Genomic DNA, 15,121 nt, shown 5'->3' with positions numbered 1-15,121 from the left:
ACCCGGTGTCCAGCGTGGAACGGTCCCGGATGGGCAACCGTTCGACGCTGGTGGCAGCATGTCCTGGTGTCTTCATCCCCTGAACTCGCCTCCCAGCACTCATCGTCGGTAGCCGTCACCGCTGCCGACATCGATGCCGCTGCCGTGCGAATTTCTTCGGTGGTGGCGGCGACGCCCCTGCAGCTGTGCGAGCGACTGTCTGCGGAGACGGGCGCGAAGGTCTACCTCAAGCGCGAGGACCTGCAGATCGTGCGGTCGTACAAGATTCGCGGCGCATACAACCTGATGGATCAGCTGACGGACGCCGAGCGCTCCGTGGGCGTGGTGACGGCGAGTGCAGGCAACCATGCTCAGGGCGTCGCGTTCGCGTGCCGGACGATGCAGGTGCGGGGGCGGATCTACGTCCCGGCCAACACCCCCAAGCAGAAGCGTGACCGAATCCGGGTGCACGGCGGCGAGTTCGTCGATCTCATCGTCATCGGGGACACGTTCGACGCTGCTGCCGCAGCGGCGGCCGAGGACGTCGCTCGTACCGGTGCCACGATGGTGCCGCCGTTCGACGATCCCCGTACCGTGGCCGGCCAAGGCACCATCGCCGCCGAAATAGTCGACCAGCTCGGCAGCGCGCCGGACGTCGTCGTGATGCCCGTCGGCGGCGGCGGATGCATCGCGGGCATCTCGAGCTACCTGCGCGAGCGAGCACCGCAGACCTCACTGGTGGGCGTCGAGCCGTCCGGAGCCGCGTCGATGACCGCCGCACTGATCGCCGGTGGCCCGGTGACGCTCTCCGACATCGATCCGTTCGTCGACGGAGCTGCCGTCCGCCGCATCGGAGACGTGCCGTACGCCGCGCTGCGGTCGCTGGGCGCGAGCGTGGTCTCGCACGCGTCGTTGCCGCTGCTCACCGCGCCGGTGTTCGACAGTGCAGGCCCCGGTGCGTTCCTGATCACGCAGATCGACGAGGGCGCGATCTGCACTGCGATGCTGGCGCTGTACCAGAACGAGGGCGTCATCGCCGAGCCCGCGGGTGCACTCGCGGTGGCTGCGCTCGAACACCTCGACATCGCCCCCGGCAGTACCGTCGTGTGCCTGGTCTCGGGTGGAAACAACGACGTCTCCCGATACGGCGAGATCCTCGAGCGCTCTCTGGTGCATTTGGGGCTCAAGCACTACTTCCTGGTGGATTTTCCGCAGGAACCCGGAGCGCTTCGCCGATTCCTCGACGAGGTACTCGGCCCCGAGGACGACATCACGCTGTTCGAGTACGTCAAGCGAAACAACCGGGAGACCGGTGCCGCACTGGTCGGCATCGAACTCGGGTTCGCGAGCGGATTGGGCCCGCTTCTGGAACGCATGCGGGATTCGCACCTGCACGTCGAGCAGCTGGAGCCGGGTTCCCCGGTGTACCGCTATCTGACCTGAGTCGGCACACCGAACGTACCCGCGCGAAGTCACCGGCCGAGAAGGCGATCGACCACCCGTCGATGCAGGTCGGGGTCCACTCCCGGAAGATCGAGGAGGGCACCGAGGTAGATCCCGTCGCCGACGAGTCTGATGATCTCGGCCTGGACCGGATCGTCGATCTCGGTGCGCAGACCCTCGTCCCACAACCGCATCATCTCGGTGACGGCGTCCTGCACCTCGCCGGAATTGCCGTCGACGCTGCGTAACGCGGCCAGGGTCGATCGATACAGTGCAATCTCCTTCTCGGAGATGGAGTCGGGCGGTTGCAGATACCACTCGGCCACCGAGGTTCCGCCTGCTGCGGCGTCGGCGCGCTGCTGGTCGGCCTGGGCACCGAGTCGTCGCACCATGGCGGCGATCAGCGCGTCCTTGGTCTTGAAGTGATAGAGCAGACCGCCCTTGGAGACGCCTGCGGCGGCGGCGACGCTGTCGAGGGTCACCTTGGTCATGCCGTGTTCGATCAGCATCGATTCGAGTGCGTCGAGTATTCGGTCGCGGGTGTCCGATGACATGAAAGTCACTTTACCGGCTGGACGGTTCGCGGTACTCTCGATCACTGTACCGGCTGGACGGTTGGTGCTCGCAGGCGTTTCGGACCCGGCCATCGCCGGCGCACCGAGCGCAGAACGTAGGAGATGTAGTGAGTGACATGCGCACCGGATCGGTGCACGAGGTAGCCGGGGGATCCGAGCACCGGGCGACCCCTCGGGACTGGCTCGGTTTGGTGGTGCTGGCGTTCGCGGTGCTGCTCATCGCTGTCGATGGCACCGTCCTCGATCTGGCACTGCCGTTCATCAGTTCGGACTTGGCACCGACCAGCAACCAGCTGCTGTGGATCATCGACGTCTACTCGTTCGTCCTGGCCGGCCTGCTCATCACCATGGGCACGCTCGGCGATCGCATCGGCCGTCGCCGACTGCTGCTGATCGGAGCAGCGGGCTTCGGCATCGCCTCGCTCGTCGCCGCTGTGTCGACCAGCGCCGAGATGCTCATCGCCGCGCGGGTGTTGCAAGGTATTTCCGGCGCGACCTTGATGCCCGCGACGCTCGGCCTGATCAGGACCATCTTCCTGAACCCGCGTCAGCGTGTCGCCGCCATCGGCGTGTGGGGCGCGATGGCGGGTGGCGGTGCTGCGGCCGGTCCACTCGTGGGCGGTTGGCTGCTCGAGCACTTCTGGTGGGGCTCGGTGTTTCTCATCAACATTCCCGTGATGATCGTGCTGATCGCGCTCGGGCCACTGGTGATTCCCGAGTCCAAGGATCCGAATCCGGGCCGCTTCGACCTCACGAGTTCGGCGCTGTCGATGCTCGCCATCGTGCCCGTGGTGTTCGCGGTGAAAGAAACCGCAGCGCACGGATTCGACGTGGTGTACCTGCTCTCCGCCGTGATCGGTGTGATCGCCGGCTTCGTGTTCGTCCGCCGGCAGCGGACCCTCGCCGCGCCGATGATCGAACTGAGGCTGTTCGCGAACCGGGCGTTCTCGACGGGCGTCGCCACGAACTTCCTGTCGGTGTTCGCCCTCGCCGGGGTGCTGTTCTTCGGCTCGCAGTACCTGCAGCTCGTACTCGGCAACAGCCCGCTCGAAGCCGGATTGCTGCTGCTACCGGGCACGGCTGCCAGTATCGTCACCTCACTGCTGGTTGCGGTGCTGGTTCGATACTTCAGCGCGGGAACGGTTCTCGGCGTCGCGATGTTCGTGGCCGCCGCGGGCGCAGGCCTCCTGGTCGGCCTCGCAACCGACAGCGGCCCGGCGTTGTTCATCGCCGGATTCGTCCTCGTCGGAGCGGGAGTCGGTGTCGCGCTGACGCTGACCTCCGAGTTGGTCGTCAGCTCCGTCGAACCCGAACGAGCGGGAGCTGCCTCGGCGGTGTCGGAGACCGCGTACGAGCTGGGTATCGCGCTGGGTGTCGCCGTGCTCGGCACCGTGGTGATGGCCATCTTCCGTCGCGGAATCGACGTCACTCAGTTGACCCCCGAGCTCGGAGCCAAGGCAGGCGAGACACTCGGCGGAGCGGATGCGGTGGCTCGTGAGTTGCCGGACTCGGTGGCGACGGTTCTGCTCGATTCCGCACATGCTGCGTTCGTGTCGGGCATGCATGTCGCGGCCGTCGCCACCGCGGTGGTGCTGGCGATCACCGCCGTGTTCGTCCTGGTCAATCTACGTAGGCGTCAGGACTCCAGCACGACGACGGAGTGACCAGGAACCGTGGTGGCGGAGCCGGTCCGGTCCGAGGTCGTCGGCTCCCACTCGAGCAGTGCGGAGCCGCCGACCGGCACCGTCACCGCGGATTCGGACAGGTTGCACACCACGCTGATGCGGCCTCGGCGAACGACGATCCACTTCGCGTCCTCGTCGTACTCCACCTTCACGTGGTCGAGCCACGGATCGGTCAGTTCGGTCCGGTCACGACGCAGCCGCAACAGATCGCGGTAGACGGCCAACAGTCGCGCATGATCGCCGTCGCCCAGCTCGGCCCAGTTCAGCTTCGATCGCGTGAACGTCTCGGGATCCTGCGGATCCGGGATGTCGCTTTTGTCCCAACCGTGCTCGGCGAACTCCGCTTTGCGCCCCTCTGCGGTGGCCTTGCCCAGCTCGGGCTCGGGGTGCGAGGTGAAGAACTGGAACGGCGTCGACGCTCCCCATTCTTCGCCCATGAACAGCATCGGAGTGTAGGGCGAGGTCAGCACCAGGGCGGCCTTGATCGCGAGCTGGCCGGGGGAGAGGTAGAAGCCCGGTCGATCGCCGATCGCACGGTTGCCCACCTGGTCGTGCGTGGTCGTGTAGGTCACCAGGGAGCTGGCCGGGATTCGTCGGGTGTCCAGCGGGCGACCGTGGATACGGCCGCGGAAACTCGAGTACGTTCCGGCGTGAAAGAAGCCCTGCCGCAGCGTGTTCGCAAGCCCTTGCAGCGAACCGAAATCGCCGTAGTAGCCCTGCCGCTCACCGGAGACCGCGGCATGGATCGCATGGTGGATGTCGTCGTCCCACTGGGCGTCGAGTCCGTAACCGCCGCCCGACCGAGCGGTGATCAGCATGGGATCGTTGAGATCGCTCTCGGCGATCAGGGTCAGTGGCCGACCCAGATGTGCCGAGAGGCTTCGGGTTTCGATCGACAGCTGTTCGAGCAGGTGCACCGCAGTGTGGTCGACGATCGCGTGTACTGCGTCGAGTCGCAGCGCGTCGATGTGGAACTCGGAGAACCACCGCAGCGCGTTGTCGAGGGCGTAGCGTCGCACCTCGCCCGAGTCGGCCTCGGCGTAGTTGATCGCCTGGCCCCAACTGTTGGCACCCTCGGTCATGTACGGGCCGAAGCGGTCCAGGTAGTTGCCGGACGGGCCGAGGTGGTTGTAGACCACGTCGAGAACGACGCCGATGCCGCGGCCATGGCAGGCATCGACCAAGCGCTGCAAGCCTTCCGGGCCGCCGTACGTCTCGTGCACGGTGTACCAGAGCACACCGTCGTAGCCCCAGTTGTGCACGCCGTTGAACCCGTTGACCGGCATGATCTCCACGAACGTCACGCCGAGGTCGACCAGATGATCGAGCTTGGTGATGGCCGCGTCGAACGTGCCCTCGTCGGTGAACGTGCCGATGTGCAGCTCGTAGATCGACGAGCCGGGCAGTTGCCGTCCGGTCCAGGCCGCGTCGGTCCACAGCGTCGGATCGACTTCGAAGACCTGGGACAGCTCGTGTACGCCGTCGGGCTGCCGAGGCGACCGCGGATCCGGGAGCGCCTTGTCTGCGTCGTCGAGCAGGAAGCCGTAACGACTCGTCGGGCTGCAGTCGACATCCGCGTGCCACCACCCGTTCGAGGAGCGCTGCATCGGATGCACCGTGTCGTCGAGCTGGAGGCGGACGGTCTCGGGGGTCGGTGCCCAGACCTGGAACCGACGAGTCGCTGCCGGTGATGTCACTGCTGTCGATGTCGCTGCTGTCGATGTCACTGTGTCACCGCTTCTTCGTTGTCGCGCACCAGAAGTGCGACCGGGAGTGAGGCGAATACCTCGGCCACCGACACGGTGCCGGTGTGTTCGACGTCGGTGATCCGATCGCGCCAGCGGCCGTCGGGCAGGGACACGGTTGTCTCACCCCAACCCTGCTCGGAGACGCCGAGTGAGAGTCTGGTGGCCAGTGCGATCACGTCGGCGTTGCCGGCCAGTGGGCCACGCGCGAATCCGACGAGGTGCTCGGCTGCGGATCCGTTCGCGACGATGGGGGTGTAGGTTCCGCCGACGAAACTTTCGGGTCGCTCGCGTCGCACGTGCAGTGCGGAGCGAACGACGGCGAGCTTGGCAGCACCCGTATCGACCGAGAGTGCAGCGGAGTTCGACGCGGCGAGCATCGATCGACGGACCGAGTAGTCGACGGGCCGTCTGTTGTCGGGGTCGACGAGCGAGTCCTCCCACAACTCGGTGCCCTGGTACACATCGGGGATACCGGGCCCGGCCAGGTTCAGCAGTTTCTGACCCAGTGCGTCGGAATGGCCGTGCGGAGCGAGCTTCTCGACGAGCATCGACATCGAACGCGCGACGGCACCGTCGAAGATCGCGTCGAGCCAGCTGTGTACCGCGGACTCGAATTCCTCGTCCGGGTCGGTCCACGTCGTGCGAAGGGCTGCCTCGCGGATCGCCTTCTCCGCGTATGCGTGGACGCGTTCACGCAACGAGGAGGTGACCACGCCGTCCGTCGGCCAGACTCCGAACAGGTTCTGCCACAGGAACATTCCAGTGGTGCCGTCTGGACTCGGGGCCAGTTCTTCCCAGTCGGTGATGCATCGGGCCCACAGTTCGGGAGTCTGCGACAGCACGCCGATGCGCGCTCGCACATCCTCGCCTCGCTTGGTGTCGTGAGTCGACAGCGTGGTCATCGCAGCAGGCCAACGCTTCGCGCGGTCCGCATTGGTGAGATGGAAGAACTCTGTGCTGCAACCGAATCGGCTGGGATCGCCGCCGACCTCCTGCAGCGAGATGAGCCGGTTGGCGCGATAGAACAAGCAGTCCTCGACGCCCTTGGCGGTGACGGCACCGCACACCTGATCGAATCGCACCGGCGATTCGGCACCGCCGATGAGAGCTGTCGTCAACGCACCGAGGCCGGCTGCCAGTTCGGGCTGCTCCTCGCCGATCTCCGCGATCACGCCGGGCAGGACGCGGGCGAGCGGCGCGTAGTCGGTCCTGTACACGGGAACGGCCGCGACGACGGCGACGATCGCGTCGATGACGGACTCGAGATCGACGCTCGTGCCGGACTCGCGCACGACGGCCCGCGCGAGCCGTCGTACCTCGGGGGACAGATCCCCGCGGGCGACACCGGTCTTGAGGTCGAGTTCCGTCTCGTGCAGCGTCTCGCTGTCGTAGGCGATGCCCGAGCGCACCTGGGACAACGCGGTGAGTGCGTGCACGCCCTCGGGGTCGACGAATACTCCGCCGACTGCCGCCAGGGCGTCGTATCCGGTCGTGCCGTCGACGGGGAGCGACTCGTCCAACGGTTCGCCGTCGGCGAGAATCTTCTCGATGACCAGCCACCGATCGGGGCCGAGAAGTCCGCGTAGTTCGGTGAGGTAGCCGGCGGGGTCGGCCAGACCGTCGGGATGGTCGACGCGAAGTCCGTCGATCAGACCGTCCTCGATCCAACCGGCCACCTGACGATGGGAGTCGGTGAAGACGTCGAGGTCTTCCTGCCGAATTCCCGCCAGGCCGTTCACCGAGAAGAACCGTCGGTACCCGATCAGCCCGTCGGACCAGCTCACCAGTCGGTACGACTGACGGTCGTGCACGGCCTGCGCGTCGCCGCTGTCCGTGCCGTCGGCGATAGGGAAGCGGTGCTCGTAGAACGCGAGCAGAGGCTGGTCCTCGGAGCGGTCGACGGTCAGCTCGCCGACGTCGCTCGCGCTACCCAGGACGGGGATGGCGATCTTGCCGTCGACGCCGTTGTCGGCTCCGAAGTCGATGTCGAAGTACGTCGCGTACTCCGAGTCGCGACCACGCCGCAGTACGTCCCACCACCATCCGTTCTGCCGCGGATCCTCCACTCCGACGTGGTTGGGCACGATGTCGACGATGATCCCCATGCCCAGTTCGGCAGCACGAGAATGCAACTGCGTCAATGCCTCTCGGCCCCCGAGTGCGGCCGAGACAGTCGAGGTGTCGGTGACATCGTAACCGTGGGTCGAGCCCTCGGTCGCAGTGAGGATGGGCGACAGATAAAGGTGGGTGACCCCGAGGTCGTGTAAATAATCGACCACATCGGAGGCGTCGGCCAGGGTGAAGGCATCGCCCCGCAGTTGTAACCGGTATGTACTGGTGGGCAGCGGCATATGTCAGGCAGTCTTTCGTAGAACGAGCAAGGAACGAGCGGTGACTTCCACCGGTGTACCCGCTTCGATCGATTTCTCACTTGTCCCGGTTCGCGACGCGGTGTTCAGCGCCACCGTCCACTCCTTGGCGTAGTTTCCGTCCGGGGTCACGAACTCGATGGTCTCGTGATGTGCGTTGAAGCACAACAGGAACGAGTCGTCCACCACGCGCTCGCCGCGCTGGTTCGGTTCCGGGATTCCGTCACCGTTGAGGAACACGGTGAGCGATTTGCCGAATCCGCTGTCCCAGTCCTCCGGAGTCATCTCCTCGCCCGCGGGGGTGAGCCAGGCGATGTCTCGGGCCTGCTCGCCGGTTCGAATGGGACGGCCCTCGAAGAACCGTCGACGCCGGAACACCGGGTGCTCGGCACGCAGCGCGATGGCGTTGCGGGTGAACTCGATCAGTTCGGCGTTCTTCTCGGCCAACGACCAGTCCATCCAGGCCAGTTCGGAGTCCTGGCAGTAGACGTTGTTGTTGCCCTGCTGAGTGCGCGCCATCTCGTCGCCGTGGGCGATCATCGGCGTGCCCTGGCTGAGCAGCAACGTCGCCATGATGTTGCGGATCTGGCGAGCACGCAGGTCGAGGATCTCCGGATCGTCCGTCGGGCCCTCGACGCCGCAGTTCCACGAGCGGTTGTGGCTCTCGCCGTCGTTGTTGTCCTCGCCGTTGGCGTCGTTGTGCTTGTCGTTGTACGACACCAGATCGTTGAGGGTGAACCCGTCGTGCGCGATGACGAAGTTGATGCTGGCACCGGGGCGACGGCCGGTGGCCTCGTACAGATCCGAGGATCCGGTCAGTCTCGACGCGAACTCGCCCAGCGTGGCCGGCTCGCCCCGCCAGTAGTCGCGCACGGTGTCGCGGTACTTGCCGTTCCATTCCGTCCACAGGCCGGGGAAGTTACCGACCTGGTAGCCGCCTTCGCCGACGTCCCAGGGTTCGGCGATCAGCTTCACCTGGCTGACGACCGGATCCTGTTGCACCAGATCGAAGAACGCGCTCAGGCGGTCGACGTCGTGCAGTTCGCGAGCCAGAGTGGACGCGAGGTCGAAGCGGAATCCGTCGACGTGCATCTCGGTGACCCAGTAGCGCAGTGAGTCCATGATGAGCTGCAGCGTGTGCGGGTGTCGCGCGTTGAGGCTGTTGCCGGTACCGGTGTAATCCATGTAGTGCTCGAGGTCGCCGTCGACGAGCCGGTAGTACGCGGCGTTGTCGATGCCGCGGAAGCTGATGGTCGGGCCCATGTGGTTGCCCTCGGCCGTGTGGTTGTAGACCACGTCGAGGATCACCTCGATGCCGGCGGCGTGGAACGAACGAACCATGGCCTTGAACTCGGTGACCGCGGCACCGGGGGACTTGTGTGAGGAGTACTCGGCGTGTGGGGCCAGGAAGCCGAATGTGTTGTAGCCCCAGTAGTTTCGCAGTCCCTTGTCAAGCAGAACCTGATCTTGCATGAACTGGTGCACCGGCATCAGCTCGATGGCCGTGACACCGAGGTGGTTGAGGTGGTCGATGATCACCGGATGCGCCAGGCCTGCGTAGGTGCCGCGCTCGGTTTCGGGGATGTCGGGATGGTTGATCGTCATGCCCTTGACGTGGGCCTCGTAGATCACCGTCTCGTGATACGGGCGCTTGGGGGCGCGATCGGCCTGCCAGTCGAAGAAGGGGTTGATCACGACGGTGGTCATGGTGTGTCCGAGCGAATCGTGCTGGGGGAAGTCCCTGTTCGACGCGTCGTCGTGCGCGATGGGAGCGTCTTCGATGATCTCGTCGTCGGGATCGGCGAGATCGGTGGTGTCCTCGAACGGTGCCTCGGTGTCGAGTGAATCCACGGATTCCTCGTCGATCCGTACCTCGGCCTCGGGTTCGGGAGCCGGCGCGTCCATGTTGTACGAGAACAGCGATCGGTCGCCGTCGAACGATCCCTCGAACGCCTTGCCGTACGGATCGACGAGCAGCTTGCTCGGGTCACAGCGGTGCCCGGCTGCCGGATCCCATGGGCCGTGCACGCGGTAGCCGTAGCGCTGACCCGGTTCCACCGTGGGCAGATACGCGTGCCAGACGTAGCCGTCGGACTCCTCGAAGCGGATGCGGGTCTCGGTTCCGTCGTCGGCGATCAGGCACAGATCCACGGCCTCCGCGACCTCGGAAAACAGTGCGAAATTGGTTCCTGCTCCGTCGTAGGTCGCGCCGAGCGGATAAGCGGATCCCGGCCATACTGCGATGGCAGGCGTGTCGTCGGAGGCTTCGTGCAGCATGGATCAACCCTACTGTGACGGGTGGGCCCGGGCTTACCGAGCGCGAGCCGCTCCGCTCACGGTCCGGCCCACCAGCCGGTGGCCGATCCGATCTGTCGGCCCAGCTCGGTGGTGAGGGTTCGCACGTAGGTTGCGGTGAGATGGTGTTCGTCACGGTAGATCAAAACGTTGCCCTGCTCGACGCGGCATACGGTGTCGTCGCACACTGCGTCGGACAGGTCGAGAGCAGAGAACCCGGGCAGCTGGAACGAGGAGGCAAGGGCCGGGTTGACGGGGTCCAACGCCTCGTCCCTCGGGATACCGCACGAGGCGGCCGTGCCGCCGTCCGCGAGGCAGTCGATAGCCCGATACGCGAGCCACGGGGTGTCCCTGACACCCAGTATTCCCACTCCGTCGCCGATCAGTTGCTGCCACACAGAGGCGTACCAGTTGGGGGTGTAGTCGCCGGGAACGTCCTCTCGGGGGCGGGTGGCGGTGGTGAACACGTAGTCCGGCTGCATCGCGGCCACGTCGGCGAGCACGGTCTGCGTCCAATCCAGGCAGTCGGGGTACTCGTTGGGGCCGAGCATCGGCATCGTGTCCGCACTCAACGGACAGCCCATCTTGAGAAACGTGACGACCTTGAAGCCGTGCCGGAGGCCGAGTGTGTCGAGGGCCGTCACCCAGTGTTCGGCATGTGAACTGCCTGCCAGCACGATCGTCCGGTCCGAGTCGACGTCGCCGTAGGTGCAGGAGATCGCGTCCCGGGTCTCGAAATCCGCGATACAGCCTTCGAGGGTGGTGACGGGGAGATCCTCGGGAGCGGAATAGAGCGGCGGACTGACGTCGGCCGGCTCCACGCGAATCCCGTCGGTCAGCTCGAGCGCTCCGGGGTGAGTCAGTTCGTCGACCGATCCATCCGCCTGCACCGCGGTGATCGACCGATCGATGTGGACGTTCCATGCGACGGAGCCGGCCGTCACTGCGACGGCGGCGATCGCCGCGGTCGCAGTGACCGCGATGCGTCCTGGAGTGAACGTGCTCGACTGGGTGGGGCGCTCGACGAGACGGACGGTGAGCCATGCCAGTGCGACCGAGGCTCCGATGATGCCGAGACCGCCGAGTACGTCGGCGTGGGGCCGGCCGGTGGCCGACAGATAGAAGATCAGCAGCGGCCAGTGCCACAGGTACAGCGGAAACGCGATCGATCCGACCCAGGCGAAGAACCGATTGGAGAGCGTGGCCGCGACGGCGGTCTCGGAGCCGGCGACGATCAACGCGATGGTGGCCAACACCGGAACGAGGGCCAGGGGGCCGGGAAAGGCAGTCACTCCGTCGACCACGAAGCCGCACCCGACGATGACGGTCATGCCGAGCACGGCGAGAACCGAGCGCACGGTCGACGACGAGCGGGGGTATCGCGACGACGTCTCGGTCGGCCCGTGGCTTCGTGCGGCGAACACGGCGGCGACCGCGGCACCGAGCATGATCTCCCAGAGCCGCGCACCGGTGTCGTAGTAGTTCCACGCCTGATGGCGTTGCACACCGTCCGCTGCGTAGACGAAGGACACCACCGCTATCGCGGCGAATATCGCCGCGAACGTCTGCGGTCGGAGGCTTCGTGGTCCGTCGGGACGCACGGTGCGTCGTACCCACGCGAGACCGAACACGACGGCAATGGCCAGTAGATAGAACTGGAACTGCACGGCCACCGACCACAGGTGCTGCAGTGGGCTCACCGAGGGGTCGGCCGCAAGGTAGTCGTTGGCCGTCGTCGCCAGCTGCCAGTTCACGTAGTAGAAGACACCGGATACCAGTTGATCGCCCAGGTCGGCCCAACGAGTGCGCGGCAGCAGGAACACCGATGCGACGGCAACCGCAAGCAATGTGATCAGCAGGGGAGGCCCGAGCCTGCGCAGCACCCGCGTGATCCGGGTGAACGGATTCAGGCTTGCCCCGGCCTCGGCCGATCGAAGCAGAGATGCGGTGAAGAAGAAGCCGGACAGGGTCAGGAATACATCGACGCCGCCCGAGACCCGACCCATCCAGATGTGGAAGACGACAACGAGGGCGATCGCGACACCGCGCAGGCCGTTGAGATCTCGGCGTTGCGGTGGCCGGTGCGTACCGCTGGGCGGAGAATCTGCATCCCCCTGAGCCGCAACAACCGGGGCCGAGGTATCGGCGACCGAATCGGTGCCGGCTCTGCTGTGGGGTACGTGCATGGAGGAGAAGTGACTTCCCGGCTGTGTATCGACCACTCGGTCGGGGGTCGCGGACGGTGGTACCCGATCTTGATGAGACCGGGATTCTGGGGCAAACAATACGTGTACGTGAGGTGAAGTACTCCTCGGAGTCTGCTTTGCCGCAATCGGCCCAGTTCGGGGGCGGTTTCGGGCGCATTGCGCATCGTACGGCTTGCGCATGTATGAGGCGTATGCAAGCATTTATAAAGCGCGTGCAACTAAACGCGATAGCTCGATAAATGCGTACGCATCTTCCATTCAGGAGTTCAGACATGCCACTCGGCTTGCTCGCCCTCGCCATCGGGGGATTCGGAATCGGTTTGACCGAATTCGTCATCATGGGCCTACTGCCCGAAGTCGCGGCCGATTTCGCGGTCACCGAGGCCACCGCCGGCTGGCTCATCACCGGCTACGCGCTGTCCGTCGTCGTCGGGGCACTGTTCGTCACCGCAGCCGTGACACGGTTTCCTCGCAAGAACGTCCTGCTCGCACTGATGTGCCTGTTCATCGTCGGCAATCTCGTTTCCGCACTGTCGAGCAGCTACGAGATGATGCTGTTCGGCCGCGTCGTCGCAGCGCTGTGTCACGGAGCGTTCTTCGGCATCGGTGCCGTCGTCGCGGCGAGCCTGGTCGAGCCGGCGAAGAAGGCCGGAGCCATCGCCATGATGTTCGCCGGCCTCACCGCCGCCAACGTCCTGGGAGTTCCGTTCGGGACGTTCCTGGGTCAGAACCACGGTTGGCGCTCGACGTTCTGGGCGATCACGGTGATCGGCATCGTCGCGTCGATCGGCATCGCCGCCCTCGTTCCTCGCGACACCGGGAGCGGTGAGGTGAGCAATCTGCGGCGAGAGTTGCGCGCGTTCCGATCGGTGCAGGTATGGCTGTCCATCGTGGTCACGGTGCTCGGGTACGGCGGCATGTTCGGTGCGTTCACGTACATCGCGTTCACGCTCACCGACGTCAGTGGCTTCGCGTCGAGTTCGGTGCCGTGGCTCCTCGTGCTGTTCGGCGGCGGGTTGTTCGTCGGCAACTATCTCGGCGGCAAGGCGGCAGACCGCAACCTCACCGGCACGCTGACGATTCTGCTCGGTGCGCTGACCGTCGTACTCGTCTCCTTCGCGCTCACCGCGGAGAGTCGTCCGGCGACGATCGCATCTCTCGTGCTCATGGGTGCGTTCGGCTTCGCAACGGTCCCGGGGCTGCAGATGCGGGTGATGTCGTTCGCATCCGACGCTCCGACGATGGCGTCCGGCGCGAACATCGCCGCGTTCAATCTCGGAAACGCGTTGGGCGCGTGGCTCGGCGGTGTCACGATCTCGGCCGGTCTCGGCTACACCTCGCCCATCTGGGCCGGATCCGGCATCACGGCGGCTGCCTTGATGGTGTTGTTGTTCGCGACCGGTCTGCTCCGACGCGCCGACGCGAATCCGATCGCGGGGGCGGGCCGACCGAGCGCTGCAACCAGTGCCGCGGGATCGTCCACCTGAAGGCCGAAGGAGTGGGCGCTGCCCTCGACCCTCCACCGCTGCAGGGGCGCGGGCACGGCAACCGTTGTAGCGCAGGACAAATCGATGTCGACGGTGGTGCCGTCCTGATTCGGTAGGACGAGTCGGCCGCCGTCGAGCGTCGGCGACACGACGCCGTAGCGGCGGTGGATTCGGGCGGAGACGATGGTCGCTCGGTCCACCGTCGCGACGACCTTCCCGGAGGTTCGCAGAGTGAGCGTGGTCGGCGAAAGAACGTGAGGATGGACGCGGGCCAGCGCGACCGACGAGGTGAGCACCATCAGTGACGCCACCGACAGAGCTGCGAGGACTGCACTGATCCACAGCACCGGAATCAGCAGGTGCAGAACGACCATCTCGATGACGGTGACGACGCCGAACATCACCGGCATCGCAAGAGTTCCACGTACCGCGGTGAACACTGCCGAATCCGCGCCGATCGGCGCATGCCGTCGACGGCCCCACAGCAGCAATGCGTGCCATCTGCCGACCCGGACCGGGGTGTGGACCGTCATCGAGCAGCACCGGGGCGGCTGGGTTCGCTGGTCTGCAGACGTGCGATGGCTTCGATGCTCACTGCGCGCTGAGCGGGATCGGGCACGATGTCGTCGATACTCAGCGGGCCGGTCTCGTGGGTGGAGACCTCCGGCTCCGCCGAAACGAGAGCGGGAATATCGAGCACCGACGCCAATTCTGCTGCGAGCGAATCGATGTCGGCTGCGGCATCGTCGACCCCTCGGCCTTCGAGCGCGCTGAATCTGCGCAGGAGCGCCAGGTACTTCACCCGGGTGTCGGGATCGGCCAGCGTCGCTGTCATCGACTCGAAGAACGACGAGGGGACGGTGCCCGAGATCGCCATCACCTCGAGCAGGTCACGCTCACGGAGCAGCGCTTCGCGGTCGGTCTCGGCAGCGGCATCGATCAACGCGGCCAGTGTGTCCGCCGCATCGCGCGGCAGCGCGGTCAGTGGACGATGCTCGACGGCGTCGTCGAGCAGGGCCGACAAGCGAGTGTGCCGGTGCGCCAGAGCTTTCTGCTGCGATTCGATACCGGACAACAGAGCGCGTAGATCGGCGACCACGTCGCTCTCGTCCGCCTCGGACCGGTCGAGGGCGGCAGCTATTGCGCCGAGAGGCATTCCGCAGTCGGCAAGCCAGCGGATTCTCATCAGTCGAACCACGTCGTCGATCGTGTACTCGCGATAGCCGTTGGACAGACGGCGTGGCTCACCGAGCAGGCCGAGACGGTGATAGTGCCGCACTGTTCGAGGTGTCGTTCCGGCGGCGTCGGCCAGGGATCCGATTCTCATGTGTTC

General features: G+C 65.8%; 9 protein-coding genes. 3 read left to right on the top strand and 6 right to left on the bottom strand.

Features of this window, described 5'->3' with window-relative positions; genetic code table 11:
- Positions 1-66: 66 nt before the first annotated feature.
- Positions 67-1,422: a threonine ammonia-lyase IlvA gene (ilvA, locus tag CH271_RS25725; protein ID WP_094635437.1), complete on the top strand. Its 1,356-nt coding sequence runs from the start codon at positions 67-69 to the stop codon at positions 1,420-1,422.
- A gap of 29 nt (positions 1,423-1,451) precedes the next feature.
- Here ilvA and CH271_RS25720 read toward each other — a convergent pair whose 3' ends face one another.
- Complete coding sequence (locus tag CH271_RS25720; RefSeq protein ID WP_094635640.1) at positions 1,452-1,976, bottom strand: TetR/AcrR family transcriptional regulator; 525 nt, start codon at positions 1,974-1,976, stop codon at positions 1,452-1,454.
- A gap of 137 nt (positions 1,977-2,113) precedes the next feature.
- On the opposite strand from CH271_RS25720, the gene CH271_RS25715 reads away from it, so the two are divergent.
- A complete protein-coding gene (locus CH271_RS25715; RefSeq protein ID WP_094635436.1) occupies positions 2,114-3,661 on the top strand; it encodes an MFS transporter in 1,548 nt (515 codons plus the stop codon).
- Here the strand turns inward: CH271_RS25715 and treZ are convergent.
- From treZ to CH271_RS25695, 4 genes are read right to left on the bottom strand one after another with little or no spacing between them, the layout of a single operon-like run.
- Entirely contained in the window at positions 3,634-5,379 is a 1,746-nt protein-coding gene (gene treZ, locus CH271_RS25710; RefSeq protein WP_094635435.1) for a malto-oligosyltrehalose trehalohydrolase, read from the bottom strand. The genes CH271_RS25715 and treZ overlap by 28 nt on opposite strands.
- A 26-nt stretch (positions 5,380-5,405) precedes the next feature.
- Positions 5,406-7,781, bottom strand: a complete 2,376-nt coding sequence (gene treY / locus CH271_RS25705; protein ID WP_037192766.1) for a malto-oligosyltrehalose synthase — start codon at positions 7,779-7,781, stop codon at positions 5,406-5,408.
- 3 nt (positions 7,782-7,784) lie between these two features.
- Positions 7,785-10,076, bottom strand: coding sequence for a glycogen debranching protein GlgX (gene glgX, locus CH271_RS25700; RefSeq protein WP_094635434.1), 2,292 nt, complete (start codon positions 10,074-10,076; stop codon positions 7,785-7,787).
- A 56-nt stretch (positions 10,077-10,132) separates the two neighbouring features.
- A complete protein-coding gene (locus CH271_RS25695) occupies positions 10,133-12,280 on the bottom strand; it encodes an acyltransferase family protein (RefSeq protein ID WP_094635433.1) in 2,148 nt (715 codons plus the stop codon).
- 293 nt (positions 12,281-12,573) lie between these two features.
- On the opposite strand from CH271_RS25695, the gene CH271_RS25690 reads away from it, so the two are divergent.
- The gene (locus tag CH271_RS25690) at positions 12,574-13,788 is read left to right on the top strand and encodes an MFS transporter (protein WP_094635432.1); all 1,215 of its coding nucleotides are present in this window, start codon (positions 12,574-12,576) and stop codon (positions 13,786-13,788) included.
- A 529-nt stretch (positions 13,789-14,317) separates the two neighbouring features.
- Here the strand turns inward: CH271_RS25690 and CH271_RS25685 are convergent.
- Positions 14,318-15,115 carry a MerR family transcriptional regulator gene (locus CH271_RS25685; RefSeq protein WP_094635431.1) on the bottom strand — a complete coding sequence of 266 codons (798 nt, stop codon included), beginning with the start codon at positions 15,113-15,115 and terminating at the stop codon, positions 14,318-14,320.
- Positions 15,116-15,121: the final 6 nt, after the last annotated feature.

The organism is Rhodococcus sp. 05-340-2, assembly GCF_002258915.1.
Taxonomy (GTDB): domain Bacteria; phylum Actinomycetota; class Actinomycetes; order Mycobacteriales; family Mycobacteriaceae; genus Rhodococcoides.
Note: the sequence above shows the minus strand (reverse complement) of the source record. Positions and strands in the feature narration are given on the sequence as shown.

Bases quoted from the DNA above. Each gene is read 5' to 3' on its own strand.
- CH271_RS25720 (WP_094635640.1), bottom strand. From the start codon at position 1,976: ATGTCATCGGACACCCGCGACCGAATACTCGACGCACTCGAATCGATG.
- CH271_RS25715 (WP_094635436.1), top strand. From the start codon at position 2,114: ATGCGCACCGGATCGGTGCACGAGGTAGCCGGGGGATCCGAGCACCGG.
- treY (WP_037192766.1), bottom strand. From the start codon at position 7,781: ATGCCGCTGCCCACCAGTACATACCGGTTACAACTGCGGGGCGATGCC.
- glgX (WP_094635434.1), bottom strand. From the start codon at position 10,076: ATGCTGCACGAAGCCTCCGACGACACGCCTGCCATCGCAGTATGGCCG.
- CH271_RS25695 (WP_094635433.1), bottom strand. From the start codon at position 12,280: ATGCACGTACCCCACAGCAGAGCCGGCACCGATTCGGTCGCCGATACC.
- CH271_RS25690 (WP_094635432.1), top strand. From the start codon at position 12,574: ATGCCACTCGGCTTGCTCGCCCTCGCCATCGGGGGATTCGGAATCGGT.
- CH271_RS25685 (WP_094635431.1), bottom strand. From the start codon at position 15,115: ATGAGAATCGGATCCCTGGCCGACGCCGCCGGAACGACACCTCGAACA.